Source organism: Allobosea sp. FBZP-16, assembly GCF_002831785.1.
Taxonomy (GTDB): Bacteria; Pseudomonadota; Alphaproteobacteria; order Rhizobiales; family Beijerinckiaceae; genus Allobosea; species Allobosea lupini.
This window is the reverse complement of record NZ_LNCQ01000040.1, coordinates 113,688-139,930: the sequence shown is the minus strand read 5'-3', so window position 1 is coordinate 139,930 and position 26,243 is coordinate 113,688. Positions and strand designations below refer to the sequence as shown.

Below are 26,243 nucleotides of genomic sequence, written 5' to 3'. Positions count from 1 at the left end.
CGACGGCGTCAGAGTCCGCGCATGCGGGCGACGAGCTCCTCGACCAGCGGCTCGCGATGCTCCGCCTGTGCCGGCATACGACCAGCCATCGCCGGCAGTTCCTCGGGTCGCTGCTCCAGAAAGCGCATGCGCATCGTCGTCGCGACCGCCTCGCCGAAGGCGATCGCCTCGCGATTGCCGATCGAGGAGAGGAAGGCGATGGTGCTGGCCGAGGCATCGGCGATCGCGGCCCGGATGATCTCCTGATCGCGATCATTGCCGAGACGCATGGCGAAGACGGTCGAGCATTGCGACAGGATGGTCGGGTCGAGTTCGCCGGGACGCTGCGTCACCAGGCCGAGATAAGCGCCGTATTTGCGCCCCTCCTTGGCGATGCGGGCGATGGCCTGGCGCGTCGGCGCGAAGCCGAGCGCTTGATCCTGCGGCACATAGCGATGCGCCTCCTCGCAGAGCAGCAGGATCTCGTAGCTGCCGCGGCTCGCCATGGCGAGATCGAAGGCGAGTCGCGCCAGGCTGGACGCGACGGCGTTGACGACCTCCGAGGGCAGCCCGGCGAGCTGGAAGACGGTGATCGGCCGGCCCCGATGCGGAACGCGGAAGACCTGGCTGATCACCGGGGCGATCGTGTCCATGCTGTTGGCATGGGCGAAGAGGAAGCCGTAGCGCGGGTCGCCGTGCAACGTCTCCAGCCGCACCCTGAGCGCCCGCAGGGTCGTGCGCGGATAACGCAGTTCGTGGAGACCGATCAGCTCGTCGATTGCCGCGAAGAGATCGGCGAGGCGATACGGCGCGGCGAGCTCGGCAGATCCGCTGGCTTCGGCCGGACGACGGGCGGCACCGAACTCCAGCGGTCGCTTCAGCACGCTGCTGCCAAGATCGCGCGCCATGTCCTGCGGCGACACGGTGCGGTAGCGGCTGCGCGCGACGGCGATGACCTCGCGCAGGATCTCGGCCTCGTCCTCCAGCGGAGAGCGGCCGCGGAAGACGATGTCGGCGAACTCCTCGAAGCGGAACAGCCAGAACGGCAGGTCGAGCGTGCTCGCATCGATCCGCGCGGAGTTTTCGGGGAAGGCGTGGGCGTACTCGTTGTGGGGATCGAGGATCAGCACGCGCAGATTCGGCTTGGCCGCGACCGCCTTGCGCAGCATCAGCGCGACTGCGCTCGACTTGCCGACACCGGTGGTGCCGAGCACGGCAAAATGCCGCGACAGCAGGCGCTCGATGTCGACGCTCGCCGCGACGCCCGCATCCTGCGTCAGGCTGCCGAGGACGACGCCCTTGCGCTGACCGAGATCGTGGATCCGCTCGAGGTCGCGCGAGCGGATGCGGTGCGCCGGCGCTCCGATCGGCGGATAGGTGGTGATGCCGCTGTCGAAGCGCGCAGTGCCGTTCTCGTCATCGACGACCTCGCCGAGCAGCTCGACCTCGACTGCTATGGAATTGGACCCGGCCTCGTTCCAGGCCGATTCCAACGCGCGCATCTCGTAAACCAGGCCAACGATTCGGCTGGTGCCGAGATTGATCGAGAGCAGGCGGCCGATCGCACAGCCGTCCAGCGTGCCTGGCCCTGCCCCGGACGCGCTTGCCGCTATCGTGGCGCGCGAACCCGAACAGGCAATCACGCGGCCGAGCGCGCGATCGGACGACCGGTTCGCATCGCGCCGATCGGGGGTAACCTCGCTCTCGAACTGCCGATGGTTCGCGGGAAGCTGCATGAAAGGTCTGAAAACGCCCAAGGGAATTTTCGGAGGCTAGTTTCCAGGACTTAACAACAATCACGCCGCAGATTTCGCGCATCCCCCGATAACACACGCATTGCGTGCATCAATTGATCAAGAACGCTGACGGTGTCGATCACATTGCTTGCCTTGAACCGCTGCCGAGTGCGGCGTAGACGGCAGAGGACGGAGGGGCGACCATGACCGAGAACCGCTTGCGCCTTGGTGTGAACATCGACCATGTCGCGACCGTGCGAAATGCCCGCGGCGGCGCCCTGCCCGATCCGGTGCGTGCCGCCCTTCTCGCAGTGGCCGCCGGCGCCGACGGCATCACCGCCCATCTGCGCGAAGACCGACGCCATATCCGCGACGCCGACATGGCAAGGCTGGCAACCGAACTGTCCAGGCCGCTCAATTTCGAGCTGGCCGCGACGGAGGAGATGATCGGCCTCGCCGAGAGGTTCAAGCCGCATGCCGCCTGCCTGGTCCCCGAGAAGCGTGAAGAACGCACCACCGAGGGCGGGCTCGATGTCGTCGGCCAGGCGCGGGCGCTCGCTGCCCCGATCGCCCGCCTAAAGGCTGCGGGTTGCCGCGTATCGCTGTTCATCGAGGCTGACGAGGCGCCGATCGCGATGGCGGCGAAACTCGGTGCCCCCGTGGTCGAGCTGCATACCGGCACCTGGTGCCACGCCGTGGCGGACGGCCATGCCGACAAGGCGCAAGCCGAGTTCGAGCGGCTCGCCAATGGCGCAGCCTTTGCCGCCTCGCTGGGCCTCGAAGTCCATGCCGGCCATGGGCTCGACTACGACACCGCCCGAAAGCTCGCCGGGGTCGCCGACTTCGTCGAGTTCAACATCGGCCATTTCCTGATCGGCGAAGCGATCTTCGTCGGGCTTGAGACGGCCATCGCCGTGATGCGGCGAGCGATGGACGAAGGACGTGCGGCCAGCTAGACCGCTGGCATGATCCTCGGCATCGGCTCCGATCTCTGCGACATCCGTCGCATCGAGAATTCGCTCGCCCGCTTCGGCGAGCGTTTCACGCAGCGCATATTCACTCCGGGCGAGCAGGCGAAATCCGATCGCCGCGCCACGCGGGCAGCGTCCTATGCCCGTCGCTTTGCCGCCAAGGAAGCCTGCTCGAAGGCGCTCGGCACCGGCATTCGCTCCGGCGTGTTCTGGCGCGACATGGAGGTGGTGAACCTGCCGAGCGGGCGGCCGACCATGCGGCTGACCGGGGGCGCCGCAGCGCGTCTCGCGCAGATGGTACCGCCGGGCCATGAGGCGGTCGTGCATGTCTCGCTGACCGACGATCCGCCTCTAGCCCAGGCCTTCGTGGTGATCGAGGCCAGGCCGATCCAGGCCTGACCTCGTTTCGCATAGCGCTATTCGGCGGGAGCCGGGGTGACGCCGGTGATCTGGCCCTTCGGCTCGTCGCTCAGCCAGCGGTAGAGAGCGCCGCCGAGCACGCCGCCGATGATCGGGGCAACCCAGAACAGCCAGAGCTGCTGCAAAGCCCAGCCGCCGACGAAAAGCGCCGGGCCGGTAGAGCGCGCCGGGTTCACCGAGGTGTTGGTCACCGGAATGCTGACCAGGTGGATCAGGGCGAGGCCGAGGCCGATGGCGAGCGGGGCGAAGCCGGCCGGCGCCTTGCCATGGGTCGCGCCCATGATGATGAACAGGAACATCATGGTCATCACCACCTCGGTCAGGAAGGACGAGGCCAGGCCGTATTTGCCGGGGGAGTGCTCGCCATAGCCGTTCGAGGCGAAGCCCTTGGCGAGATCGAAGCCGGGCGCGCCGACTGCGATGAAGTAGAGCACGGTGGCGGCGAGGATGGCGCCGACGACCTGGGCGACGATGTAGGGCACCACCTGACCGGTCGGGAAGCGCCCGCCGGCGGCGAGGCCGATCGTGACGGCCGGGTTGAGATGGCAGCCGGAGATATGGCCGATCGAGTAGGCCATGGTGACGACGGTCAGACCGAACGCGAGCGAGACGCCAAGCAACCCGATGCCGACTTGCGGAAAGCCCGCCGCGATCACGGCGCTGCCGCAGCCCGCGAAAGTCAGCCAGAAGGTTCCGATCGCCTCTGCGACATAATTTCTCGTGCTCATGCCGATTCCCCCCCTTGGTTGCAATCACGGGACTGTGATCGCAGGCGGACCCAGCGTCAATCTGGCGCAGACGCAGGGGGTCGCGGAGGGCAGCGTTTCGCCAAGGCCCCGGCCCAAGGCCGGGCATGCCTTCGGCAGCGCTTGCAGAGGCACCCTGCACTGAGGACACCACCTCGGGGCTTTTCGGCGACGGCCGATAGGAGTATCGGCACAGCATGCCTTCGGCCCGTGCAAGGGCCGTCTCTTCTTCCATATCGCCTTGTCATATCACGCGTTCGTTGTCCGCCGCCCGATAGTCGGCTAGACCGCGCAATCGAAACGCATCCAGCAGGAGCCCCCGCGTGGCGAACGACGCCGAGATCAAAAGCAAGACCAAGGACGAAGGCGGCATCCTCGAGACGGTCAAGGTCGTCGTCCAGGCGCTGCTGATCGCCCTGGTGATCCGCACCCTGCTGTTCCAGCCCTTCAACATCCCCTCGGGCTCGCTGATCCCGACGCTGCTGATCGGCGACTACCTGTTCGTCTCGAAATACACCTACGGCTATTCGAAGCACTCGATGCCGTTCAGCCCGCCGCTGTTCCAGGGCCGGGTCTGGGCCGCGGAGCCCAAACGCGGCGACATCGCGGTGTTCAAGCTGCCGAGCGACGGATCGACCGACTACATTAAGCGCGTCATCGGCCTGCCGGGCGACCGCATCCAGATGATCGACGGCATCCTGCACATCAACAACGCGCCGGTGAAGCGCGAGCGCATCGCCGATTTCGTCACCACCGATGCCTGGGGCCGCTCGGCGCCCGTGATCCAGTACCGCGAGACCCTGCCGAACGGGGTCAGCCACAACATCATCGAGCGCGAGGGCGACACCGGCACCTTCGACAACACCCCGGTGTTCACGGTGCCCGCCGGCCACTTCTTCATGATGGGCGACAATCGCGACAACTCGCTCGATTCGCGCGACCGCAGCGTCGGCTATGTGCCGTTCGAGAACTTCGTCGGCCGCGCCGAGATCATCTTCTTCTCGATCGACGAGGGCGCATCGGCCTGGCGCATCTGGGAGTGGCCCTGGACGGTGCGCTGGAACCGCATGTTCTCGACGATCAAGTGAGCAAGCCCAGCGATAGCGGCCGCAAGCTGCCCGAACTCTCGCGGCTCGAGGACAGGCTCGGCTACCGCTTCCGCGACCGGACCCTGCTGGAGACGGCGCTCACCCATATGAGCGCCGATCCGCGCCGGCTCGCGAGCTATCAGCGGCTCGAATTCCTCGGCGACCGCGTGCTCGGTCTCTCGATCGCCGACATGCTGTTCACCACCTACCCGCAGGCCGAGGAAGGCGACATGTCGCGCCGCCTCGCCGACCTGGTCCGCAAGGAGACCTGCGCGGCGGTGGCGGGCGCCTGGGACGTCGGCCCGCATCTTCGCCTCGGCGAGGGCGAGATCCTTTCCGGCGCGCGCAAGAACAAGGCGATCCTGGCCGATGCCTGCGAGGCGATCATCGGTGCCGTCTTCATCGATGGCGGCTATGATGCCGCGCGCAAGCTCGTCGAAGCCGGCTTCGGCGAGCGGCTGCTGACGCCGGTGACGCCCTTGCGCGACGCCAAGACCGCGTTGCAGGAATGGGCGCAGGGCCAGGGCCATCCGACGCCGACCTATGCCGAGCGCGGCCGCTCCGGCCCCGACCATGCGCCGATCTTCCGGATCGCGGTAAGGATCGGCTCGCTGTTGGAAGCAGAGGCCGAAGGCCGCTCGAAGCGACTGGCCGAGCAGGCGGCGGCCGAAGCCTTCCTGCGGCGGCAGGGATTGTGGAACGAAGGGGCGGAGGCCGACCATGGCTGAGGGCGACCAGCAAACCCGCTGCGGCTTCGTCGCGCTGATCGGCGCGCCCAATGCCGGCAAGTCGACGCTGCTGAACCAGCTCGTCGGCGCCAAGATCTCGATCGTTTCGCGCAAGGTGCAGACGACGCGCACGCAGGTCCGCGGCATCGCCCTCTCCGGCCCGACACAGATCATCTTCGTCGACACGCCCGGCATCTTCGCGCCCAAGCGCCGGCTCGACCGCGCCATGGTGACGAGCGCCTGGGGCGGTGCAACCGATGCCGACCTGATCGGCGTGCTGATCGATGTCGGCCGCTTCGACCATGAAGAGAACACCGCGCTGCTGGAAAGGCTCGCCCAGCTGAAGCAGCCGAAGTTCCTGATCCTCAACAAGATCGACACGATCCCGAAGGAGAAACTGCTCGCCATCACCGCAGCAGTGAACCAGCAGTCCAAGTTCGAGACGACCTTCATGGTCGCGGCGCTGACCGGCTATGGCGTCAAGGACATCCTCGCCTGGCTGGAGAGCCGGCTGAAGCCCGGTCCCTGGCTCTATCCGGAGGATCAGATCTCGGATGCGCCGCTGCGCTTCCTTGCCGCCGAGATCACCCGCGAGAAGATCTTCGAGCGGCTGCACGACGAGCTTCCCTATCGCTCGACCGTCGAGACCGAGAGCTGGCAGCAGCGCCCGGATGGCTCGGTCAGGATCGAGCAGACGATCTATGTCGAGCGCGAAGGCCAGCGGAAGATCGTGCTCGGCGAAGGCGGACAGACGATCAAGGCGATCGGCCAGAAGGCGCGCGTCGAGATCGCCGAAGCGGCCGAGGCGAAGGTGCACCTCTTCCTTTTCGTCAAGGTCCGCGAGAATTGGAGCGACGATCCGGAGCGCTATCGCGAGATGGGATTGGATTTTCCAAAAAGCTGAATATTGCAGCGCTCGCACGTGAAAATGGTAAAATCTGCTCCCAATCTTGCGCGGTACGCCACATTCACCACATAAGCGCCGAAGGATCGCTCGATTTGGAGCGTCAGCCTGACATTATTCGACCCAGATCCGTGCCGATTCTTATTGATCGACCGTATTTAAGCCAGGAGCCATTGCATGGCAGGTGAACCGCGTATCGCGCTCTTCATCGATGGAGCTAACCTCTACGCGACGTCGAAGCAGCTCGGCTTCGACATGGACTATCGACGCCTGCTCAAGGAATTCCAGGGACGCGGCAATCTGATCCGTGCCTTCTACTTCACAACACTTGTGGAAAGCGAAGAGTACACCTCGATCAGACCGCTGGTCGACTGGCTCGACTACAACGGCTACCGCGTCGTCACCAAGGCTGCCAAGGAGTTTACCGACGCGACCGGCCGCCGGCGCGTCAAGGGCAACATGGACATCGAGCTCGCCATCGAGATGCTCGAGCTCGCCCCCCATCTCGACCAAATCTACCTGTTCTCCGGCGATGGCGATTTCCGCCCGCTGGTCGAGGCGGTCCAGCGCAAGGGCGTCAAGGTCTCGGTGGTCTCGACCATCAACACCAATCCGCCGATGGTCGCCGACGATCTGCGCCGGCAATGCGACGAGTTCGTCGAACTCGCCAGCCTGATGCAGAAGGTCGGCCGCGACCCGGCCGAGCGCGCGGCGCGCGCGCCCGGCGCCGGTAATCCGGGGCTGGAGCGGCGCTACGGCATCCGCCAGGGTGACGAGCTGCCGGAAGGTTGAACCTGCCCTGCCCTGTCGCGTTGTCGATGCAGGGAGCAGCGACCTTGAGCCGCGGGCACTTGACCGCAGCTGCGGCTCGCGCAACCTCTGTTTCCGCAACGACACCCGGAGGGCACGCCTTGGAACGCCGCAGCTTTCTCACCGGCCTCGCCGCCGGTTCAGCCTTCGTGATTGCCCGTCCGGCGCTGGTCCTGGCGCAGGCGGCCCCTGCGCCGGCACCCGCCGCTCCGCCGCCGGTCTTCACACTGCCGAAGCTCTCTTACGCCTACGAGGCGCTGGAGCCGACCATCGACGCGCAGACCATGCGCATCCACCATTCGCTGCACCATCAGGCTTACGTGAACGGCGCCAACGCGGCCGCGGGCCAGTGGGAAGCGCTGCGCACCACGCCGATCGAGACGGTGCTCGCCGATCTCAGCGTTGCCCCGGATAATGTCCGCACCGCCGTGCGCAACAATGTTGGCGGGCACTGGAACCACAGCTTCTTCTGGGAGCTGATGACGCCGGGCGGCGCGCAGCAGCCCGGCGCGGAGCTGAAGAGCGCGATCGACGGCGCCTTCGGTTCGATGCTCGAGCTGGTGCAGAAGGTCAATCAGGCCGGCGCGACGCGCTTCGGTTCGGGTTGGGCCTGGCTCGTCGTCGACAAGGACAAGAAGCTCGCCATCATCTCGACGGCCAACCAGGACACGCCGCTGGAGGTAGGCGCCAAGGCCGTGCTCGGCATCGACGTCTGGGAGCACGCCTACTACCTGAAGTACCAGAATCGCCGACCCGAATACCTCGCCGCCTGGTGGAAGACGGTGAACTGGGACAAGGCGAACGAGAACTTCAAGAAAGCGATGGGCTGACAGAGGGAACTTGCCCCGACCTCTCCCGTTACGGCTGCAACGGGAAAAGGGGGGCAGTTCCATGTCGGATGTCAGCGCGATCGCGCGCGCCTGCTACCAAGCTTATGTCGACAAGGATCGGGCAGCGATCGAAGCCCTGCTCGACGATGACTTCCATTTCACCAGCCCGCTCGACAATCGCCTCGATCGCGCGACCTATTTCGAGCGCTGCTGGCCGAACAGCGAGCGCATCCGCACCTGCACGTTCAAGCACCTGATCGCGAGCGGCGAGACGGTCTTCTTGACCTATGAGGGCGAAGGCCGCGACGGCAAGGGCTTTCGCAACACCGAGATCCTGACAATCCGGAACGGCAAGATCGTCGAGGTCGAGGTCTATTTCGGCTGGTCGCTGCCTCACTCGGCGCCAGAGGGAGGTTTTGTCGAGCCTGACGGGCTGACCGCCGGATAGGCAGGAATTGGGCGCCTATCCGCCCGTCTTCAGGATGCGCGCCTTGTCGCGGTTCCAGTCGCGAGCCTTCTCAGTCTCGCGCTTGTCGTGCAGCTTCTTGCCCTTGCCGAGGCCGAGCTCGACCTTCGCCCGGCCCTTGTCGTTGAAATAGACCTTGAGCGGGATGACGGTGTAGCCCTCGCGCTGGATCGCGCCCATCAGCTTGTCGATCTGGCGGCGGTGCAGCAGCAGCTTACGCGGCCGGCGGACATCATGATTGAAGCGGTTGGCTTCGAGATATTCCGGGATATGGGCGTTGAACAGGAAGAGCTCGGTGCCCATCGGCCCGGCATAGCTCTCGCCGATCGTCGCCTTGCCGCCGCGCAGCGACTTGATCTCGGTGCCCTGGAGGGCGATGCCGGCTTCCAGCGTCTCGGTGATGGCATAGTTGTAGCGCGCCTTGCGGTTGTCGGCCGCAAGCTTGTAGCGCTCGGGATCGGGCTTACTCATCGAAACACTCCGGCAACCGGCGGCCGCAAATAGCGGGACCGATCACCTTACTTAAGCATTCAGCAGGCCGGCGTGAACCATGGCGCTGCGAATGACCTCGCCGGTCGCCGGCGTCACCGGCATCAGCGGCAGACGGACTTCCTCCTCGATCCGGCCGAGACGCTTCAGACCGTGCTTGGCGCCGGCGAGGCCGGGCTCCTTGAAGATGGCGTCGTGCAGCGGCACCAGCCGGTCCTGGATCTTCAGGGCACCGGCATAGTCGCCCTTGAGCGCGCAAGCCATCAGGTCGGCGCAGAGCTTGGGCGCGACATTGGCGACGACCGAGATGCAGCCATGGCCGCCGGCAGCCATATAGGCCAGCGCGGTCATGTCTTCGCCCGAGAGCTGGATGAAATCGGGTCCGAGCACATGGCGCTGCAGCGATACGCGCGCGAGATTGGCCGTCGCATCCTTCACGCCCGCGATGTTCTTGAGCTCGTAGAGGCGCGCCATGGTCTCGACCGACATGTCGACCACCGAGCGCGGCGGGATGTTGTAGATGATGATCGGGATGCCGATCGCGTCGTTCACCGCCTTGAAGTGCTGGTACATGCCTTCCTGGGTCGGCTTGTTGTAATAGGGCGTGACCACGAGCACGGCCTGGGCGCCCGCCTTCTCGGCATGCCTGGCCAGCGAGATCGCCTCGGTGGTGTTGTTCGAGCCGGCGCCGGCGATGACCGGCACCCTGCCCCTGGCCTGGTCGATGACGATCTCGGTGACTTGGCCGTGCTCGTCATGGCTGAGCGTCGGGCTTTCGCCGGTGGTGCCGACCGGAACGAGCGCGGTCGAGCCGCTCTCGATCTGCCAGTCGACCAAAGCGCGTAGCGTCGCCTCGTCGATCTTGCCGCCCTTGAACGGCGTCACCAGCGCGGGCATCGAACCGGTGAGTGGCGCATGCTTGGTCATGGACGGTCCTGAAAACGACAAAGTTCGGCGTGAAACGGGCGACAGACATAGCCTTTCAGCCGCAGTCCGCAAAGCCGGCAACCCATCAAAAATCGTGGCGGCATGGTTAGGACTTCATAAAGCTCCCTGCGGGAGCATGGCCTACTGCTACGATCCGGCTTGCTTGGGGGGACCCCTTGATGGCGCTATCGCCGGGCCGACGGTTCTTCGGAGCTGGCCTGACGCTTATCCTCGTTGCTGTTGGACCCTGCTCCGCGGGCCCTGACGGCTCGCACCCATTGCAGATCGAGCGCCTGGCGCGCGTCAATACGAGCGACGATCCCGGACCTGCGAGCGTCGATGTCGGCGTGACGGCCTCGCTCGCGCCGCAGACCGAGCCGGCAGCACCGCGCGTTCCGCCGGCCGACATCGCCCGGCCGGAAGAGCGCGTCGACCTCGAACCGCTGAAGAAGGCCGTGGCGGCCTATCGCGCCGGAAGGCTGGAGGATGGCGACGCCATCGCCCGCGGCATCGACGACAAGGCGGTGCGCGGCATGCTCGAATGGGTGGCGCTGCGCAGCCTCGCCAATGTCGTCAGCTTCGAGCGCATCGCCGAATTCCTCGACGCCTTCCCGAACTATCCCGGTACGACGCCGTTCCGCCGGCGCGCCGAAGCAGCGCTGCTGACCGACCGGCGCTCGCCCGAGACCGTGCGTGCCTTCTTCCACGGCCGCGAGCCGATCAGCCCCGCCGGACGCGTCGCGCTGGCGCGAGCCCTCGCCGCCGAGGGCAAGGCGGACGAGGCGCTGGCGCTGGCGCGCCGGATCTGGCTCAAGGACCATCTCGGCGCCGGGCTCGAGAAGATCGTGCTCGACAATTTCGGCGAGAAGCTCACCGTCGCCGACCATCGCCTGCGCACCGAGCGCTATCTCTTCGCCGGCAAGAGCGAAGAGGCGCTGCGCAACGCGGCACGCGTCTCGCAGGACTATGTCGCACTGGCCAAGGTCCGGCTCGCCAGCGCCAAGGCCAAGGGCCCGATCGCGCAAAAGCAGATCGACGCGGTGCCGGCCGCCCTGAAGAAGGACATCTCCTTCGCTTTTCTGCAGGCGCAGCAGGCGCGCCGCTCCGGCAAGCCGGCCGATGCGGCCAAGGCGATCGCCGAGGTACCGCGCGACCCAGGCGTGCTCGGCGACGGCGACGGCTGGTGGGAAGAGCGCCGGCTGATCGCCCGCAAGCTGCTCGACGACGGCGACGCCAAGGGCGCCTATGCGGTCGCGTCCGGGCATGGCGCCGAGGATGCAGCCGAGCGCATCGACGCCGAATGGCATGCGGGCTGGATCGCGCTGCGCTTCGAGAAGGATGCCGAGCGGGCGGCGAAGCATTTCGCCGAAGCCGCCAAGATCGCGGAGACGCCGATCTCTGTAGCGCGCGCCGCCTATTGGCAGGGCCGTGCCGCCGATGCGCTGAACAAGAGCGACGACGCGAAGACCTTCTACGCCCGTGCCGCCGAGCACCCCGTCGCTTATTACGGCCAGCTCGCCCGCGCCCGCCTCGGCCTCACCGACCTGCCGGTGCGGCGCACCATCGCGGCGCCGCTGGCGCATCTGCCCGGTTTCAAGGCGGCCAAGCTGCTCTATGCGATCGAGGCGCCCGATCTCGCCGGCCAGTTGTTGATCGACCTGTCGCAGCGCCTGCACGATGCCGCCGCGCTCGAGGCGATCGCCGACATCGCGCGCCAGCGCGCCGACGCCAGGACCCTGCTGACCATCGGCAAGATTTCGCTGCAGCGCGGCTTCCCGCTCGACGAGGCCGCCTTCCCGACCTTCGGCGTACCGGAATTCCCGTCGGTTGGCGATCCGATGGAGCGCGCCATCGTCCACGCGATCGCCCGCCAGGAAAGCGCCTTCGATCCAGGCGCGGTCTCGCATGCCGGCGCGCTCGGGCTGATGCAGATGATGCCGGCAACGGCGCGCGAGACGGCGCGACGGGCGCAGATGCCCTTCGAGCTCGACAAGCTGACCAAGGACCCGCTCTATTCGGCCAAGATGGGCGCGGCCCATCTCAACGACCTGCTCGGCGACTGGCGCGGCTCCTATATCCTGACCTTCGCCGCCTATAATGCCGGCTCCGGCAATGTGAAGAAGTGGATCGCCGCCTATGGCGATCCGCGCACGCCCGAGGTCGATGCCGTCGACTGGGTCGAGCGCATCTCCTTCACCGAGACCCGCAACTATGTGCAGCGGGTGATGGAAAACCTGCAGGTCTATCGCCAGCGCCTCAACCAGCGCACGGCCTATATGATCGACTACGATCTGAAGCGCGGCGGCAAGCGGGATTGAGCGCCTGACCGCTGCGCCGCGCTATTCCGCGACCAGTCGTGCATGCGCCCGCACCGGGAAGGTGCCCATGCCGCTGATCTTGGGCGGAACGGCGGAAAAGCGGAAACCGGAGGCCGGCAGCCCGCCCAGCCCGGTGAGATGCTCCACGATCGGGATATCGGCGCCGAGCAGGACGGAGTGCACCGGCCGGGCCCCACCGGCGGTGTCGTCGATATTCAGTGAATCGATCCCGACGAGCACGGCGCCCTGGTCGCGCAGATAGAGAGCCGCCTTCTCGGTCAGGAACGGATGCCCTTCGAAATAGGCGTCCGTGCGCCAGTGCCGGTCCCAGCCGGTATGGACGAGCACCGCATGTCCGGTGCACGCGACAGGGACGAAATGGTGCCAGTCGATCGCCCGCCCGGCCGCGCCTTCGACCCGAACCACGACGGCCGGCACATCCGACACACGCCGCAGCTGCAGCCCCGCCAGGTCGTGGCCAGTGGCATAGCGGTGGAACGGCATATCGATATAGGTGCCGGTATTGGCAACCAGGTCGATGCGGCCGATCTGAAACTCGGTGCCTTCGGCATAGAACTCGCGCGACTTGCCGCGGGAAAGGTGGTCGCAGATCAGCGGGGCAGGCATCCCCTTGTACGTGATCATCCCCGACTCGATCGTATGGCTGAGATCGACGAAAAGGTCGTCGAGCCCTTGCACCACCTCGTCCGGCGACTGCGGCGCCCGCTTGTGACGCTCTTCTATGATCACCTTGTTGAGAATGCGGACCTCGCCAACCATCAGCAGGCGCAGGTCCTTGATGATGTAGGCCGCAAGCTCGTCGTCCGAGATATCGTCACCGGCAATGTCGAGACGAAAATCCTGCCCCTGAATGCCTCCGCCATTGGAGAAGGCCACCTCGAAATCGAAACAGACCCGCTTGTCGACCATGGCCCCCTCGCTGCTGGCGATGCCGCGCGCTCGAACGAGCGCATGACGCTCCCGCATTGTCCATGCGGACCCCTGCAAGGCTCATTATGCAGCCAGGCATAGCCGCGAGCCGGCCAGGCCTGCTTTCCTGTCGCTTGCGGCCGTGATTAAGGTGCGGGCTGGCGACGACGCATTCGAGATCATGATGACCGCCGATACCGGCTTCCGCTCCCTCTTCATCAGCGCCCGCGACGGGCTGAAGCTGCACATCCGCGAGTATGGGCCACAGGCGGCGCCAAACCTCCCGATCGTCTGCCTCGCGGGGTTGGCGCGCACCTCCGCCGATTTCCACGAGCTCGCGCTGGCGCTGGCGGAAGACGGGCCGAGGCGTGTCTTGGCGCTCGACTATCGCGGCCGCGGCCGCTCCGACTACGCCAAGGACTGGCACGACTACGACATCCGCGTCGAACTCGACGATCTCATGCAGGTCCTGGCAGCGACCGGCGTCGAAGAGGCAGTTTTCGTCGGCACGTCGCGCGGCGGCCTCCTGACCATGGCTCTCGGCGCGGCAAGGCCTGCTGCGATCCGCGGCGCTGTCCTCAACGATGTTGGGCCGGTGATCGACGCGCGTGGCCTGCTGCGCATCCGCGGCTATGTCGGCAAGCTGCCGACGCCGCGCAGCTTCGCCGAAGGCGCCGAGATCCTGAAGCGGCTCTCGGACCAGCAGTTCCCGCTCTTCGGCGAGGCCGAATGGGAGATCATGGCGCGCCGGACCTGGACCGAGCGCAACGGCGCGCTGGTCCCAGACTATGATCCGCGCCTGCTGAAGACGCTGGAGGAGCTCGACCTCGAAGCGCCGCTACCCGAGCTCTGGCCTTATTTCGCGGCGCTGAACCATGTCCCGGTGCTGGCGATCCGCGGCGAGAATTCCGACCTGCTGGCGGAAAAGACGCTGGACGAGATGGGCCGGCGCCATCCGCGCTGCGAGACCTTCACCGCGCCGGGCCAGGGTCATGCGCCTTTGCTCGGCAGCAAGGACATGGTCCGCCGCATCGGCCGGCTGATCGCGAAGGCGGAGAAGTAGGCGGCCTGAGCCGCTCAGCGCTTCCTCTTGCGGCGCTTCGCCTTGACCGCCCGCGAATGCGCGGTCTCGCCGCCGCCGGCGAGGATCTTCGCCTCCGCCTGCCACTGCTCCGCGACATTGCGGCCCGGGAAGCCGGTGTGATGGGCGAGGAAACGCAGTTCGTCCGGCCCCAGCGCGACGATCTGGTCGAAATGCCAGATGCCGAGCGTGTTCAGGGTCTCGGCGATCGCCGGGCCGATGCCATCGATCAGGCCGAGATCGTCCGGCTTGCCGCCGCGAGCGCCCGGCAGGAGGTTGCTCGGGCGCTTGCCTTCGAGCGCCGCTCCGGAGAGCGGGATCGCCGTCACCGGCTCGACCGTCGTCGCGGTTCGTGCCAGCGCAGCCGCCTGTGCCACCCAGTTCTCACGCTCGATCCGCCCCGGGAAAGCGAGATAAGTGCCGATCCACTCGACGTTTTCAGGGGTCCAGGCGGCGATCTGGCTGAAGTGCCAGATGCCGAGCGCATGCAGGCGCGCCTCGTTCTGCGGGCCGATTCCCTTGATCAGCTTGAGATCGTCGGCCTGCCCGCCGTGGGCGGCGATGAAGCCGGCCGGGCGCTTGCCGGCGATCGCATCCTCGCCCTCCACCTTCGGCATGGGAGCCGGCTCGCCCGTCGCTGCCTCGCTGGCCTTGACCTTCGCGACCGGTGGGGGAAGAGCCGGAGCAGGCTGCGGCAAGGCAAGGCGCGGTGCCGGGGCGGCAAGCGCCGGGAGCGCCTCGCCTTCACCGGCGAACAGGCTGCCGATCAGGCAGCCGGCGGCATAGACGAGCAGATAGAGCAGCGCCGTCTCGATCCAGAACGCCGCCTGATCGTTGACCAGCCGAAGCCAGACCAGCGCCGCCAGCGCGGCCCAGAGCATGGCGAGGCCGAGGACCGGGCCGCCAGCGAAACCACGCGGGCCACCGCGGCCGGTCAGCCAGCCAAAGACGAGGCCCATCGCGAAGGCGGCGAGGAGAAACCAGGCGAACTGGGTCGCGAGATAGAGCATCGCTCCCTCCTTACTTCGCCACGGTGAACTGGACGCGGCGGTTCTTCACCCGCGCCTCCGGATCGCCATGGGCTACCAGCGGCCGGTCGGTGCCGTAGCCCTTGACCTCGAGTTGGGCCGGCCCGATGCCGCGACGGATCAGCTCCTCGCGGACCCGCAGCGCCCGCCGGCTCGACAGATCGAGATTGTTGAAGCCGCTGCGCTCACCGTCGAGATTGGCATGGCCCTCGATGGTGACACGCGACGCCGGGCACTGCTTGAGGATGGCGGCAGCCTCCGTCATCGCCCGCTCGGTCACCGGATCGAGCGTCACGACCGCAGTGCCTTGGCCGAACATCACGTAGTAGCGCTGGGTCAGCGCATCGAGCTCGTTCTGGCAGCTGCTCGGCGGATCGATCACGCAGCCGGTCTGGCGCATGCCGATCTCGGCCTTGCCGGAGAAGCTGTCCGGCAAGCCGCTCGCCAGATTGGTCTGCACCTCGTCACGGATCAGCGCGCGGCAGGTCAAACCGCGGACATTGACCTCGCGATCGACCACGCTAGCCGAGCCCAGATCGAGCCGCAGCAGGTCCTGGACCGCGCCGCGCGCCGCAACCCCGAATCCGGTCGGAGCCGCCGGCAGAATCTCGGTCTCGTCGCTGATGCGACCGCGCAACGGCGAGGCCTCGATCAGGGCCGCGATGGCGTCCTTCGCCGCGGCGTCGGGCAGATAGCCGCTGAGATAGCCGCCGGATCTGTCGATGGAGGCGCTGAAGCCATAGCTGCGCAGGGTCAGCGCGGGCCGGCCCGAGAGCGAGAGCCCGGCAGGCAAGGCCTTGCCTTTCAGAGCGTCGTCCAAGGCCTGCCAGCCGGCCTTGTCCGCAGCCGCGCCAGTGAGGCTGAGTGCAGAACCCGCCAGCGAGACACTGCCCTGCGCCATCCTGCCGAGGAGCCCGAGGGCGAAGCGGGTCGCCTCGCCATAGTCGGGACCGCTGCGTGGACCAGCTTCGATCACAGTCCGATCAATGACCTCGCCGCCGGACAGCGTCGCGCGCGCCGCCTCCAGTGCAGCCGCCTTGGCCGCAGCGTCGGGCGCGGCACCGGACAGGACGATACCGCTTTCGGACTTCTCGGCCCGCCATTGCAGCGGCCGCGGGGCGATAGGCGGCGCTGGCCGCGGCTCGGCGGTTGCAGCCGGGCCAGGCGCGGCAGGGATCGGATTGACCGGAGCCGATGGCTGGCTGGCCGGAGCAGGCACGCTCGGTGTTGCCGGCCCGGTCGGCGGCACGTCGACCGATGGAGCCGGCGCAGGCTCGCTCTTCGGCGCCGGCGGCGGAGGTGGCGGGCAAGTGACGCTGGCGAGCGCGACAGAATCGGGACCGTCGCCTTGCGCGATGTTCAGCTTCAGTGCCTCGCAGGCCTCGTAACCGTCCGGTCCCTGTCCGGAGATGCGATAGGCGGCGCCATCGAGCTCGACCTTGCCGCTGCGCAGACGAGCGAGATCGGCGATGGCACGCGCCACCCTGCTCGCAAAAGCTGGCGGCTCGCCGGCAGCCTGCAGCATGCGATCGGTCACGGCTCCGGCGGAGGAGAAAGCGCGGCCGAGCAACGCTCCGATCTCGCGACGCGCCGCATCGGAGGGGTAGTAGCCGGTGACCGTGACGGCGCCGGACGCGGTCTTTTCCGCGCTCCAGCGATAGGGACTCACCGTCGCCGGGCTGAGCATGCAGTCGACGCGCGTGAAGCCTTTCGGCGACGCGCTGGCAGCGCTCTCGCGCAAGGATTGGAAGCTTTCCGGCGTCGCCGCCGTGCCTTCGACGCAATAGCGGGAATCGTCCAGCGCGACCTTGCCGGTGGAGAGCTGGCCGAGATCGCGCATCAGCCGCGTTGCAAGTTCGGCGAAACCGACGGGGGCACCGAACGCGACCTTCTGCTGGTCGTCGACCTTCAACCCCGGGCCCAGCGCCCGCGCCGCCGCCAGCGTCGCCATGGCCGTCGCCTCGTCGGGCACGAATCCGGACAACGTCACGAGATTGCCCTGCCGCGTCGCCGACCAGCTATAGGGTCTCTGAGCGATGACCTGAGTCAGCCCGCCGAGCACGCGCCGGACGCCGAATTCCGATTGAAGCTGGGCCAGCGCCTTGCTGGCGCCATCGGCCGTGACGGCCTCGCCATCCAGATAGACGTCGCGCCCGCTGACGCGGACCGAGACGCCGCGCGCGCCCGCGGCCGACCCGGCGACCGCGCTCGCCGCAAGCGCCCTCGCCTCGATATCACGGCGGACGGGCTCGGTGTTCAGCGCATTGGCGGCCGCCCAGACCAAGGACAGCGGAACGAGCCCCCAGAGCCACCCGGCCTGCCGCGCCATGCCGAAATCCCCGCCTCGTCCTCGGGCCGCACGCGTCGAATCCCGACGCTCGCAACCTGCTCCAATCACGCCCTATCGTATCCCTGAGTCAAGCAAGGGACCGCCCAGCCCTTGTGACGATCAGATGGGTTTTCGCGCTGCGAATATCGGCCCAAAACGAAAGAAGCCCCGGGTTTCCCCGGGGCCTCCCTTGAACGATCGGATGATCGATCAGAAGTCGCGCTGGATGCGGAGACGACCAGCCCAGGCGTCGTCGCTCTTGACGCCGGCCAAGCCACCGACGCGAGCGCCGTTGTTGTCGACCTGCAGAACGCGCGAGGCCAGCTCGGTACGGGTGTAGAGAACCTCGACACCGATATCCAGGCCCGAAACCGGCGACCAGATCAGGTTACCAGCAACGATGAGCTCCTTCGGATCAAGCGAGCGGACCGGAGCGCCAGCGGCGTAGAGGCCGGCGGCCTGGACGTAGCCGAGCTTGAGTTCCGAGTACGAGCCGTAGAGCTCCGAACGCAGCTGCGGGGTCCAGAAGTGACGCAGACCCGCCACAACCGACCAGCCGGTCGAGGTCTTGGCGTTGCCGAGCACCGAGACGCCAAGATCGCCGATCACGAGCTGGTTGGCAGCGATCGAGGAGGTCTGGCGGCCCGAGCCGTACTGACCACCCCAGCCGAGGTAGCCGAGAGCGCCGTCGGCGTAAGCGGCCTGCAGGAACAGGTGATCGCCAGCCGCAAGCATCGGCAGGTTGATCTTCACGCCGCCCTGGATGGCCCAGCCGTACTCGTCCGAGCTGGCCTGGGTAAGAACGCCAGCAGCGGTGAAGGTCGAGAGGACCTTACGCTGGGTGAACGCGCCCGACAGCTGAGCCGAACCCCAGCCCTGATCGACGCGGAGCGAGGCAACGATGTCCGGGAAGTCCTGACCGCCGAGGGTCAGACCAGCGCCGGTGAAGCGACCGAAAGCGCCGTTCTCACGCTGGCCGGTGCCGGTGTTGCGATCTTCCAGCGAGACCGTGGCCGAGAAGCCCGAACCGAAGGTGGCGGTGTAAGCCAACAGGTTGAGGCGCGAGTCAGCCGTACGGATCGTCGAGAAGCCGAAGTCGTTCGCATAGAAGTCGAAGAACGACTGAGCGCGACCAGCGGTGATCGGGCCGAACTGGACGAAGGCCAGATCGAGGTTCGAGGCAGTGCCCGGGCCGGCGGCGCCGTTACGAGCCTGACCGGGGGCGATGATGCCCTGGTTGCCACCGATGGTGCCGGCATAGAAGCCCGAGCTGACCGTCAGCTCGTAGCGGAAGAACGTACGCAGCGTGCCGTAGGCAGTCGCGGTGCGAGCGTCGACGTTCAGGCGACCGCGCGAGCGGGTGCCGTAAGCGTCCTGGGCGTCGCCGTAGCGGGTGCCGACCGTGTATTCAGCACGGACACGACCACCGACGCGCAGGCAGGTGTCGGTGCCCGGGATGTAGAAGAAGCCCGCGCCGTAGGCGGAGCAAACGCGAACGTATTCGACCGGAGCGGCCTTCCGCGAAGGAAGGTCGGCGGCCTGAGCCCCGGCAACCGCGGCGATGCCGGCGGCGGAACCGAGGAGGAGGCTCTTTACGAGCTTCATTTGATAACCTCCAAAAGAGTTTCGAGACCCTCGGGCGTCGGCGTGTTCCTATCCGGTGGCCCCAGGAGACCTGTCCGGCGAACCCGCCTATCCCGGTCTTTCGCCCGCGTCCCCGAACCGTTCGGAGGCGAAGACGAAAAACAGCGACCGGGAACGTCCCGCCGCACAGTCACCATTACGAATGCCCGGCCGCCAATCAACCACGATCACGCCACAGTCCCCGCCGAGGACCCGCTTTACCCCCCGGTGTTGCAGCCGGGCCACGCTTTGACCGGCAAACTTAAGAGGGCGTTAACCGAACCGGGCCGTTTGCGAGCTTCCTGGCCCGCCTGGCGGCGAATCTCATGGGTCATGGCCTGCGCCTGAGTCGCCCGACGGCGCCACGCAGCAGGCGAATCTCGCCGTCCTTCCAAAGCAGGCCAAAGGCGCGAGCTCGGGCCACGGCACCTTTTCATGCCACCATCGTGTTCATGGGTTCCGGGCTCAAGCGCTGCGCGCTGCCCCCGAATGACGGAGGAGGCCTCGGCGGGCGGCGGAGCGAATGCGGGGCTCAGTATTCCCACTCGGCCCCGACGCCGACAGCAGCGCTGCCGTCGGCATTGGTCTCGGCCTGGAGCTTCAGGCGCCGGGTCACGTCGATGCCGACCGAGACGCCGCTGTCCTCGGGCTTGGCGCCAGCCTTCACCCCGAGGGTGATGTTGTCGGAGATCGCGCGGGAGACGCCGACCGTCGGGCCGCCCGGCCCCACCTGCACATCGAGATTGTCGACGCCGAGCGAGCGACGGATGCGTTCGAAGACATCGTCGCCTCCGGCGCCGGAGAATTGCGCGGCAGTCTGCGCGAGCTGAAGCGCCTGGAAAGGCGAGAGCGAGCCGGAGGCGCGAGCGAAGAGCAGGCGCGACAACACCTCGTCAGGCGGCAGCTCGGGCGAGGAGGTGAAGGTGAACTCCGGCGCCGAAGCCTCGCCGGAGACAATGATCCGCGCGGTGACATCGGCGGCTCTGGTCTCGGCGACGAAGTCGAGCGTGGGCATGACGTCGCCGGAGAAGGTGACGCGGCCCTTGCTGAAGTCGAGGCGCTGGCTGGCGAGGTTGAGTCGTCCGCGCCGGAGATCGAAGCCGCCGATCAGGGCCGGCGCGCCGGAGGTGCCGCCGACGCGCAGGTCGCCGCCGAGCTCGGCATCGATGCCGCGGCCGCGGATGAAGACGCGCCCCGGAGCCGAGACGGTGATGTCGAGCACGGCGTCGAAGGCCGGCGCGCGCGCGCCCTTGCGATTCGCCACAGCGCGGGCCTTGCGCTCGGCGGCGAGGCGGGCCGCTGCCTGGCCCTTGGCATTGACATGGCGGATGCCGTCGATCGGCCGCGAGCTCGACGGCAGGCGATCGGGCACCGCGACCTCGATGGTGACGACATCGATGCGTCCGCCGATGCGTGGCCGCTGCGCCAGCGGGCCGGCAAGGTCGAGATTGAGATCGGCGACCGCCCGGACCAGCCCGCTGTCGACGAGCTGGGCGCGCCGGCCCTCGATGCGGATCGTGCCGGGGAAACCGGCCGCGGGATCGAGCTTGACGTTGCCGCGGGCCGAGAGCGTGCCGCCGCCGGGTGTCTGCGCCGCGAAACGCTCGATGACCAGATCGGGCCCGTTGGCCGCGACGCGCGCCTCGAGCCCGGTCAGCTTCACGCCCTGGAGCGCATCGCTGAAGCTGCCGCCGGAGAGTGTCGCGCCGCCGGACAAACGCGGTGCGGCGAGTGTGCCGCCGGCACGCAGGTCGAGCGCGAGCTGGCCGGTCAAGCGTCGGCCGTCGGCTGCGAGCTGGGCGTTGGCGAGCTGAGCGTCGGCTTTTCCCTGTATGGAGAGGTCGAGCGCGCCGTCACCGCCGAGCGGCGCCCTGCCCTTGGCGGTCAGGCTGACGAAGCGGCCGGCATTCAGGCTGGCGTCGAGGCTGGTGTGGCGGCCATCGAGCGCGCCCTGCCCCGAAATCTCGATCGGCGGCAAGCCGGCGGAGCGCGTCTGCGGCGCGACGAGGCGGGCGATGCGGACCCGCCAGGGGCCGGTCGGCGCCTCGGGCGTGCCCTTGATCGTCGCTTCCGCATCGAGCGTGCCGGAGAGATCGAGCGTCGGCGACGCCAGGCGCGCGGCCGAGAGCGGCACGTTCTGCGCGGCAAAGCGCAGGTCGAGCGCCTTGCCCACCTCGCCGTCGAGGGCGATCCGGCCGCCGTCGAGCGCGATGGAAAGATCGCGGATGGAAACACCGCCGTCGATCGCGGTGAAGCTCGCCGGCTTGGCCAGCGCGATCCTGCGGCCGTCGCGGGTCGCAGTGAAACTGGCGAGATCGAAGCGCAGGGGATCGGCGACCGAGAGCCGCCCCTTCGAGGCGAGCGAGAAGCCGCGTGCGGTGGCATCGAGGCTGATGTCGCTGGCATCGGCCCCGCCCTTGGAGACGAGGCGGATCGCGCTTACCGGCTCGCCGGCGATGACGGCGCGATCGATCTGGACGGCGCCGTTGATCAAGGGCTTACGCAGCGCGTCGACAATGGCGATGTCGGCGTCGAGCCGATCGAGCGAAACGCTAGGTGCAACAAGCTTCTGCGCGCTGGCCTTGAGATCCAGATTCTGGCCGCCGGTCGGGCGCGCCAGCTTCACATCGGCCTCGATCCGGCCGCCCAGCTTGGCGAGCGCCAGAGCCGAAAGATCGTCGAGATTGCGTGCCGCGAGCTTGAGGTTGCCCTCGGCCAGATTGGAGGCGTCAAGATCGAGCGCGCCGTTCAAGGTGACCGAGCCGATGGCGATATCGAGCTGCGGCACCGCCCACCCACCCGGATCGCGCTTGGCGAAGCGCAACACACCTGTCGCCGGCCTGCCATCGACTTCGCCGGAGAGCCTGGCATCTCCAGAGAGAGCGCCTTGCAGATCGCGCAGCGTGGCGTCGAGCGCCAGGCGCGGCACCGGCCGGCCGAGCGCGGTAGCGTTGCTGATACCGGCTTTCAGCGTTGCGTCGAGCTTGTCGAGCGGGCCGGTCAGCGTCGCATCGAACGCGCCCTGCCCCGACAGTTTAAGATCGGCGCGGCGCAGATCGGGAATGGCGATGTTGGCCTTCAGGCTCGAGCCTTGCGCGCCGAGTGCGCCGTCGGCCGTCGCCGCGACATGGGTGCCGGCGATGCGCAGTCCGTTGACGACGAGGCCGCTGCTGGCGGGCACCCGGATCTCGCCACCGAGGGTAAGCTTGCCGGCGAGCAGCCGGTCGAGCGCCTCCTGGCCGAGCGTCAGCGATTCGGCGCCGCCATCGAGCTTGACCGCATAGAGGCGCTTCTTCGGCTCGGCATCGACATCGGCGCTGACGGCGGCGGAGCCCTTGAGCGTGCGGCCAGCGAGCGTGCTGAGGCGCGACAGATCCGGCAGGCGCGCCTGCACCTTGCCGAGGATGCGGGCCGGATCGAGGCGGCCGGCATAGCCGAGCTCCGCCCCGCCGAAGGCAAGCTTCAGCGTCTCGAACTCGCCGCCACCGCCCTCAGAAGCCGTGCCGCGCAAGGTGAAGCGCAGGCGATCGCCAATGAAGCGCGCCAGGCCGGGATCGGTAAGGGCGACGCCGGAGGCTTCCCCGTCGGAGACGAGCACGGTGCGTGTCGCCGGATCATTCAGCGCGCCGGTCGGCGTCGCGGTGAAGGTGAAATCGAGCTTGCCGAGCTTGCCCATGGGAACGCTCGCGCCCTCCGCCTGTAGGCTGGCGTTGATGCGCGGCCCGGCGGCCGGCCCGCGGATCGTCGCATCGAAGGCGAGCTTGGCGATCTCGGCGCCGGAGGCGACGGTGCGCCCTTCGGCATTGGGACGGGCAGCGGCGGTGATCTTGAAGTCGAGGTTCTTGTCGGCGCCATAGAGGCCGTTCACGTCGAGCCGGGCCAGCGCCGAGACCAGAGCCATCTGGTCGACGGAGACGGCACCGCTATCGGCGAAGGCGAGCGTCCCGTCGAGCCGGGTCGAACCCTCGAAGACCGGCGCAACCGGCGGCGGCATCAGGCCGGCGATGCGCGAATCGAGCGCGAGCAGGAGCCGGCGTGCCGCACCCTGGCGGCTGAGATCAGCCGTGCCGCTGGCGCCGATGGTCGGGCCGGCAGCGAAGGCGAGCGTCGCGCGGAAGCGGTCGAGCGGGCCGTCGCCGGTGAGGTCGAGCTTGACCGGCGGGCGGTCCGGCAGGTCGGCGATGGTCGAGATCAGCCCGCCGGCCGGCTCGTCGAGCTTGACCGCGAGCTGGAGCTGCGTCGATTGCGGCACGAAGCGCAGATTGACATCCAGGCTGCCGCCCATGTCGAGCCGGCGCCCGGCGAGCCGGAAGTCGAGGCCTTCATTGGGCGGGCCGAGACGGGCCGCCCCGGTCGCCGACAATCTGGCGGGCGCGCCGATCACGGTCGGGCCGAGCGCGAGCTCGCCGAGCTGGAAGGCCTCGACGATCACCTTGAGCGGCAATTCCGGCAGGATCGGCGCGTTGTCGGCCGGCGGGGGGGCGCCCGGTTCCGGTACGGGCTTGCGCAGGATCTCAAGCTTGCCGATCTCCAGCCGGTTGACCTCTAGCCGGCGCAGCAGCAGCGCCGAGCGGGTCCAGATCAGCCGGGCACGATCGAGCCTGAGCCAGGGGCCGTCGCGGTCGGAGATGACGATGTCGCGGATGGTCGCGTCGGAGGAGAGCGCGCCGTCGACAGCGCCGATCGAGACCTGACTGCCATCGGTGGAAAGCGCCTTCGAGATCAGATCGGCGAGGACGCCGCGGTCGCCGGCGTTCTGGGCAAAGCCGCCGAGGCCGGTGAAGACGACCAGCGTCGCGGCGATGAGCAGGGCCCCCAGGCCAGCGAGCAGTCGCGAGATGCGGAGCTTGCCCATCAGAAGGCCTGCCCGATGCTGATATAGAGCGCGACCGGCTTGTCGCCCTTGCGCGGGTTGAGCGGCGCGGCGACATCGAGACGGATCGGCCCGATCGGCGTATAGTAGCGCAGGCCAAGTCCTGCCGCGTACTGCATCTTTTCCTTGAAACTCGGGAACTGCGACGCGAAGGCCATGCCCGCATCGAAGAAGGGCACGATGCCGATCGTGTTGGTGATCTTGATCCGGGCCTCGACCGAAGCTTCGAACAGGCTGCGCCCGCCGGTCAGGCGGTTGAGCGGGCCGAGCGGCGAAAGCGTGCGATAGGCGTAGCCGCGCACCGAGCCACCGCCGCCGGCATAGAAGCGCCGCGTCGCCGGCACTTCATCGAGGTCGGCGCCGGCGATCGAGCCGAGCCCGATCCGGCCGGCGAGGACATAGCGGGCGTCTTCGTCGAGCGCGTAATAGCCGGAGATCGAGGCCTTGCTCTGGATGAACGGCGCAGCGTTGTCGCCGAAGGCGGCATAGGGCGTGACCGAGGCAGCGACCCTGATGCCGCGGGTCGGATCGAGCTGGCTGTCGGTCGAATCGTAGCGCAGGGAGAGCGGCACGCCGACCAGCATGTAGTCGACCTGCCCGAGCACGTCGCTGGTCTGGCCGCGCTCGGCCTCGATGCCGGCCTGGATCGAGAAGACGTCGCTGAAACGATGGCGAATCGCGGCGGTGACGTTGGCGTAGCGCGCGGTGTAGCCGCCATAGCGGTTGGTGCCGACGCGCTCGCGCACGCCTGTCGCGTCGATCAGCAGATCGTTGCGGCTGCCGCCGAGCGCCGGCTTCAGAAAGCTGGCGGAAAAGCGGGCGCCGAGATCGCTCGGCTCGAAATCGCCGAAGCGCTGGATCTTGGTGCCGTCGATGCGTGGCGCGAAGAAGACGGAGGCTTCGAGCCGCAGGCGCTCGGCGCCGCCGAACAGATTGCGGTGCTCCCAGTAGGTCTTCACCGCCGGGCCGTCGATCGTCGAATAGCGGGCGGAGAAGCCGAGCAGGCGCTTGGGCCGCTCGTTGACCTCGACGAAGATCGGCAGGTTGCCGGCCTGGTCCAGCCCCTTGTCCTCGCGGATGCGGACCGAGCCGACGGCGGGGATCGTCGCGATCGACTTGCGCGTGTCGGCGAGCGCCTTGGGCGAATAGGGTTCACCCGGCTCGAGATAGATGAAAGAGCGGATCACCTCGGGCGGGATGTCGCCGGTCTCGGTGATCGAAACGTCGCCGAAACCGGCGACCGGGCCGGGATCGACGAGGACCGAGACGTCCATGATCTTCGCGGCGTGGTCGACGACCGGGCGAACCTCGACGACGCGCGCGAGCGGGCGGGATTTGCCGCGCCAGTAATCGACCAGCGCCGCCTGTGCCGCCCGGATCGAGGACGACGTCGCCGGGGCACCGGGCACGAGGCCGGACACCTTGCCGGGATCGGGAATCACCGCCTCGGGATCGCGGCGCCCGCTGGGCACGATATCGACATTGCGCAGCGAGAATTGCGGGCCGGGGTCGACTGTGACCACGATCGGCGCCGGGGCGCGGTTGCGGTAGCGCTCGGCGGTGGGTGCGAGCCCCGGCGGCGGTTCGCCAGCCTGCGTCACCGCGACGCCGTCGACCGCAATCGCGACCTGCGCGTTGAAATAGCCCTGCGCCCAGAGCGCATCGATCAGCGGATTGATGTCGGCGGCGGCGCGGCGGGCCAGGGTCTCGCCGTCCGGAGGCGCATCCTCGCGCAGGCGATAGAGCAGCGAGGCGTCCTGCAGGCTGCGCTTCAGCGTGCTGGCATCGGGCACGTCGCCGAGCTCGAACTTCAGTTCATAGGGAAGCGTCGTTTCGCTGACCGGCGGCGGCTTGTCCTTGCTGCCGAAGAGGTTGAAGACGTCGAGCGACGACAGGTCGAAGGCGCGGGCCGGCGAAACCTCACCGGCAAGCATCGCCGCGAAAGCAACCAAGCCTCCGCCGGCAAT

The 26,243-nt window shown here is 67.8% G+C and carries 20 protein-coding genes; 10 read left to right on the top strand and 10 right to left on the bottom strand.

Translation table 11 applies throughout. The features are described from left to right. Nucleotides 1–8: 8 nt before the first annotated feature. Nucleotides 9–1,715, bottom strand: coding sequence for an ATP-binding protein (locus CXY91_RS20705; protein ID WP_100963073.1), 1,707 nt, complete (start codon nucleotides 1,713–1,715; stop codon nucleotides 9–11). Between the two features lie 203 nt (nucleotides 1,716–1,918). On the opposite strand from CXY91_RS20705, the gene CXY91_RS20700 reads away from it, so the two are divergent. Together CXY91_RS20700 and acpS are read left to right on the top strand one after the other, a co-directional pair. Continuing rightward, nucleotides 1,919–2,671, top strand: a complete 753-nt coding sequence (locus CXY91_RS20700) for a pyridoxine 5'-phosphate synthase (RefSeq protein WP_100963072.1) — start codon at nucleotides 1,919–1,921, stop codon at nucleotides 2,669–2,671. A 9-nt stretch (nucleotides 2,672–2,680) separates the two neighbouring features. Then, nucleotides 2,681–3,085 (top strand): holo-ACP synthase, encoded by a 405-nt coding sequence (acpS, locus tag CXY91_RS20695; protein WP_100963071.1) that lies wholly within the window; start codon nucleotides 2,681–2,683, stop codon nucleotides 3,083–3,085. Between the two features lie 17 nt (nucleotides 3,086–3,102). Here acpS and aqpZ read toward each other — a convergent pair whose 3' ends face one another. After that, nucleotides 3,103–3,834, bottom strand: a complete 732-nt coding sequence (aqpZ, locus tag CXY91_RS20690; protein ID WP_100963070.1) for an aquaporin Z — start codon at nucleotides 3,832–3,834, stop codon at nucleotides 3,103–3,105. 341 nt (nucleotides 3,835–4,175) lie between these two features. Here aqpZ and lepB point away from each other — a divergent pair, with 341 nt between their 5' ends. The 6 genes from lepB (at nucleotide 4,176) to CXY91_RS20660 (ending at nucleotide 8,660) form a co-directional block, all read left to right on the top strand. Continuing rightward, the gene (lepB, locus tag CXY91_RS20685; protein WP_091830163.1) at nucleotides 4,176–4,940 is read left to right on the top strand and encodes a signal peptidase I; all 765 of its coding nucleotides are present in this window, start codon (nucleotides 4,176–4,178) and stop codon (nucleotides 4,938–4,940) included. After that, complete coding sequence (rnc, locus tag CXY91_RS20680; RefSeq protein WP_199777521.1) at nucleotides 4,937–5,668, top strand: ribonuclease III; 732 nt, start codon at nucleotides 4,937–4,939, stop codon at nucleotides 5,666–5,668. Before lepB ends, rnc begins: the two co-directional genes overlap by 4 nt. Continuing rightward, nucleotides 5,661–6,572 carry a GTPase Era gene (gene era / locus CXY91_RS20675; RefSeq protein ID WP_100963068.1) on the top strand — a complete coding sequence of 304 codons (912 nt, stop codon included), beginning with the start codon at nucleotides 5,661–5,663 and terminating at the stop codon, nucleotides 6,570–6,572. The genes rnc and era overlap by 8 nt, the downstream gene beginning before the upstream one ends. A gap of 177 nt (nucleotides 6,573–6,749) precedes the next feature. Next, nucleotides 6,750–7,364 carry a LabA-like NYN domain-containing protein gene (locus tag CXY91_RS20670; RefSeq protein ID WP_091830169.1) on the top strand — a complete coding sequence of 205 codons (615 nt, stop codon included), beginning with the start codon at nucleotides 6,750–6,752 and terminating at the stop codon, nucleotides 7,362–7,364. Between the two features lie 119 nt (nucleotides 7,365–7,483). Further along, nucleotides 7,484–8,212, top strand: a complete 729-nt coding sequence (locus CXY91_RS20665) for a superoxide dismutase (protein ID WP_349236602.1) — start codon at nucleotides 7,484–7,486, stop codon at nucleotides 8,210–8,212. Nucleotides 8,213–8,273: 61 nt separating this feature from the next. Further along, nucleotides 8,274–8,660, top strand: a complete 387-nt coding sequence (locus CXY91_RS20660; protein ID WP_100963066.1) for a nuclear transport factor 2 family protein — start codon at nucleotides 8,274–8,276, stop codon at nucleotides 8,658–8,660. A gap of 15 nt (nucleotides 8,661–8,675) precedes the next feature. On the opposite strand, the gene smpB is transcribed toward CXY91_RS20660, so the two are convergent. Both smpB and dapA read right to left on the bottom strand, forming a co-directional pair. Next, the gene (gene smpB, locus CXY91_RS20655) at nucleotides 8,676–9,149 is read right to left on the bottom strand and encodes an SsrA-binding protein SmpB (protein ID WP_091830177.1); all 474 of its coding nucleotides are present in this window, start codon (nucleotides 9,147–9,149) and stop codon (nucleotides 8,676–8,678) included. Nucleotides 9,150–9,200: 51 nt separating this feature from the next. Continuing rightward, nucleotides 9,201–10,094 carry a 4-hydroxy-tetrahydrodipicolinate synthase gene (dapA, locus tag CXY91_RS20650; protein ID WP_100963065.1) on the bottom strand — a complete coding sequence of 298 codons (894 nt, stop codon included), beginning with the start codon at nucleotides 10,092–10,094 and terminating at the stop codon, nucleotides 9,201–9,203. A gap of 278 nt (nucleotides 10,095–10,372) precedes the next feature. Here dapA and CXY91_RS20645 point away from each other — a divergent pair, with 278 nt between their 5' ends. Beyond that, nucleotides 10,373–12,412 (top strand): lytic transglycosylase domain-containing protein, encoded by a 2,040-nt coding sequence (locus CXY91_RS20645; protein WP_158673517.1) that lies wholly within the window; start codon nucleotides 10,373–10,375, stop codon nucleotides 12,410–12,412. Between the two features lie 21 nt (nucleotides 12,413–12,433). Here the strand turns inward: CXY91_RS20645 and CXY91_RS20640 are convergent, their stop codons facing one another. After that, a complete protein-coding gene (locus CXY91_RS20640) occupies nucleotides 12,434–13,342 on the bottom strand; it encodes a cyclase family protein (protein ID WP_100963063.1) in 909 nt (302 codons plus the stop codon). A gap of 184 nt (nucleotides 13,343–13,526) precedes the next feature. Here CXY91_RS20640 and CXY91_RS20635 point away from each other — a divergent pair, with 184 nt between their 5' ends. Further along, entirely contained in the window at nucleotides 13,527–14,405 is an 879-nt protein-coding gene (locus CXY91_RS20635) for an alpha/beta fold hydrolase (protein WP_100963123.1), read from the top strand. 14 nt (nucleotides 14,406–14,419) lie between these two features. On the opposite strand, the gene CXY91_RS30615 is transcribed toward CXY91_RS20635, so the two are convergent. The 5 genes from CXY91_RS30615 to CXY91_RS20610 form a co-directional block, all read right to left on the bottom strand. Beyond that, on the bottom strand, nucleotides 14,420–15,433 hold the full coding sequence (locus tag CXY91_RS30615; protein WP_199777520.1) for a hypothetical protein: 1,014 nt from the start codon (nucleotides 15,431–15,433) through the stop codon (nucleotides 14,420–14,422). A gap of 10 nt (nucleotides 15,434–15,443) precedes the next feature. Beyond that, nucleotides 15,444–17,780 (bottom strand): OmpA family protein, encoded by a 2,337-nt coding sequence (locus CXY91_RS31150; protein WP_100963062.1) that lies wholly within the window; start codon nucleotides 17,778–17,780, stop codon nucleotides 15,444–15,446. A gap of 210 nt (nucleotides 17,781–17,990) precedes the next feature. Further along, entirely contained in the window at nucleotides 17,991–19,385 is a 1,395-nt protein-coding gene (locus tag CXY91_RS20620) for a porin (protein ID WP_100963061.1), read from the bottom strand. Between the two features lie 550 nt (nucleotides 19,386–19,935). Next, nucleotides 19,936–24,258, bottom strand: a complete 4,323-nt coding sequence (locus CXY91_RS20615) for a translocation/assembly module TamB domain-containing protein (protein ID WP_100963060.1) — start codon at nucleotides 24,256–24,258, stop codon at nucleotides 19,936–19,938. Beyond that, nucleotides 24,258–26,228 carry an autotransporter assembly complex protein TamA gene (locus CXY91_RS20610; protein WP_349236601.1) on the bottom strand — a complete coding sequence of 657 codons (1,971 nt, stop codon included), beginning with the start codon at nucleotides 26,226–26,228 and terminating at the stop codon, nucleotides 24,258–24,260. The genes CXY91_RS20615 and CXY91_RS20610 overlap by 1 nt, the downstream gene beginning before the upstream one ends. Nucleotides 26,229–26,243 lie beyond the last annotated feature (15 nt).

Excerpts from the sequence above, each read along its gene's own strand:
- CXY91_RS20705 (WP_100963073.1), bottom strand. The coding sequence starts at position 1,715 with ATGCAGCTTCCCGCGAACCATCGGCAGTTCGAGAGCGAGGTTACCCCC.
- aqpZ (WP_100963070.1), bottom strand. The coding sequence starts at position 3,834 with ATGAGCACGAGAAATTATGTCGCAGAGGCGATCGGAACCTTCTGGCTG.
- CXY91_RS20640 (WP_100963063.1), bottom strand. The coding sequence starts at position 13,342 with ATGGTCGACAAGCGGGTCTGTTTCGATTTCGAGGTGGCCTTCTCCAAT.
- CXY91_RS20635 (WP_100963123.1), top strand. The coding sequence starts at position 13,527 with ATGACCGCCGATACCGGCTTCCGCTCCCTCTTCATCAGCGCCCGCGAC.
- CXY91_RS20700 (WP_100963072.1), top strand. The coding sequence starts at position 1,919 with ATGACCGAGAACCGCTTGCGCCTTGGTGTGAACATCGACCATGTCGCG.
- smpB (WP_091830177.1), bottom strand. The coding sequence starts at position 9,149 with ATGAGTAAGCCCGATCCCGAGCGCTACAAGCTTGCGGCCGACAACCGC.
- CXY91_RS20660 (WP_100963066.1), top strand. The coding sequence starts at position 8,274 with ATGTCGGATGTCAGCGCGATCGCGCGCGCCTGCTACCAAGCTTATGTC.
- CXY91_RS30615 (WP_199777520.1), bottom strand. The coding sequence starts at position 15,433 with ATGCTCTATCTCGCGACCCAGTTCGCCTGGTTTCTCCTCGCCGCCTTC.
- dapA (WP_100963065.1), bottom strand. The coding sequence starts at position 10,094 with ATGACCAAGCATGCGCCACTCACCGGTTCGATGCCCGCGCTGGTGACG.
- CXY91_RS20670 (WP_091830169.1), top strand. The coding sequence starts at position 6,750 with ATGGCAGGTGAACCGCGTATCGCGCTCTTCATCGATGGAGCTAACCTC.
- CXY91_RS20620 (WP_100963061.1), bottom strand. The coding sequence starts at position 19,385 with ATGAAGCTCGTAAAGAGCCTCCTCCTCGGTTCCGCCGCCGGCATCGCC.
- CXY91_RS20615 (WP_100963060.1), bottom strand. The coding sequence starts at position 24,258 with ATGGGCAAGCTCCGCATCTCGCGACTGCTCGCTGGCCTGGGGGCCCTG.
- acpS (WP_100963071.1), top strand. The coding sequence starts at position 2,681 with ATGATCCTCGGCATCGGCTCCGATCTCTGCGACATCCGTCGCATCGAG.
- CXY91_RS31150 (WP_100963062.1), bottom strand. The coding sequence starts at position 17,780 with ATGGCGCGGCAGGCCGGGTGGCTCTGGGGGCTCGTTCCGCTGTCCTTG.
- era (WP_100963068.1), top strand. The coding sequence starts at position 5,661 with ATGGCTGAGGGCGACCAGCAAACCCGCTGCGGCTTCGTCGCGCTGATC.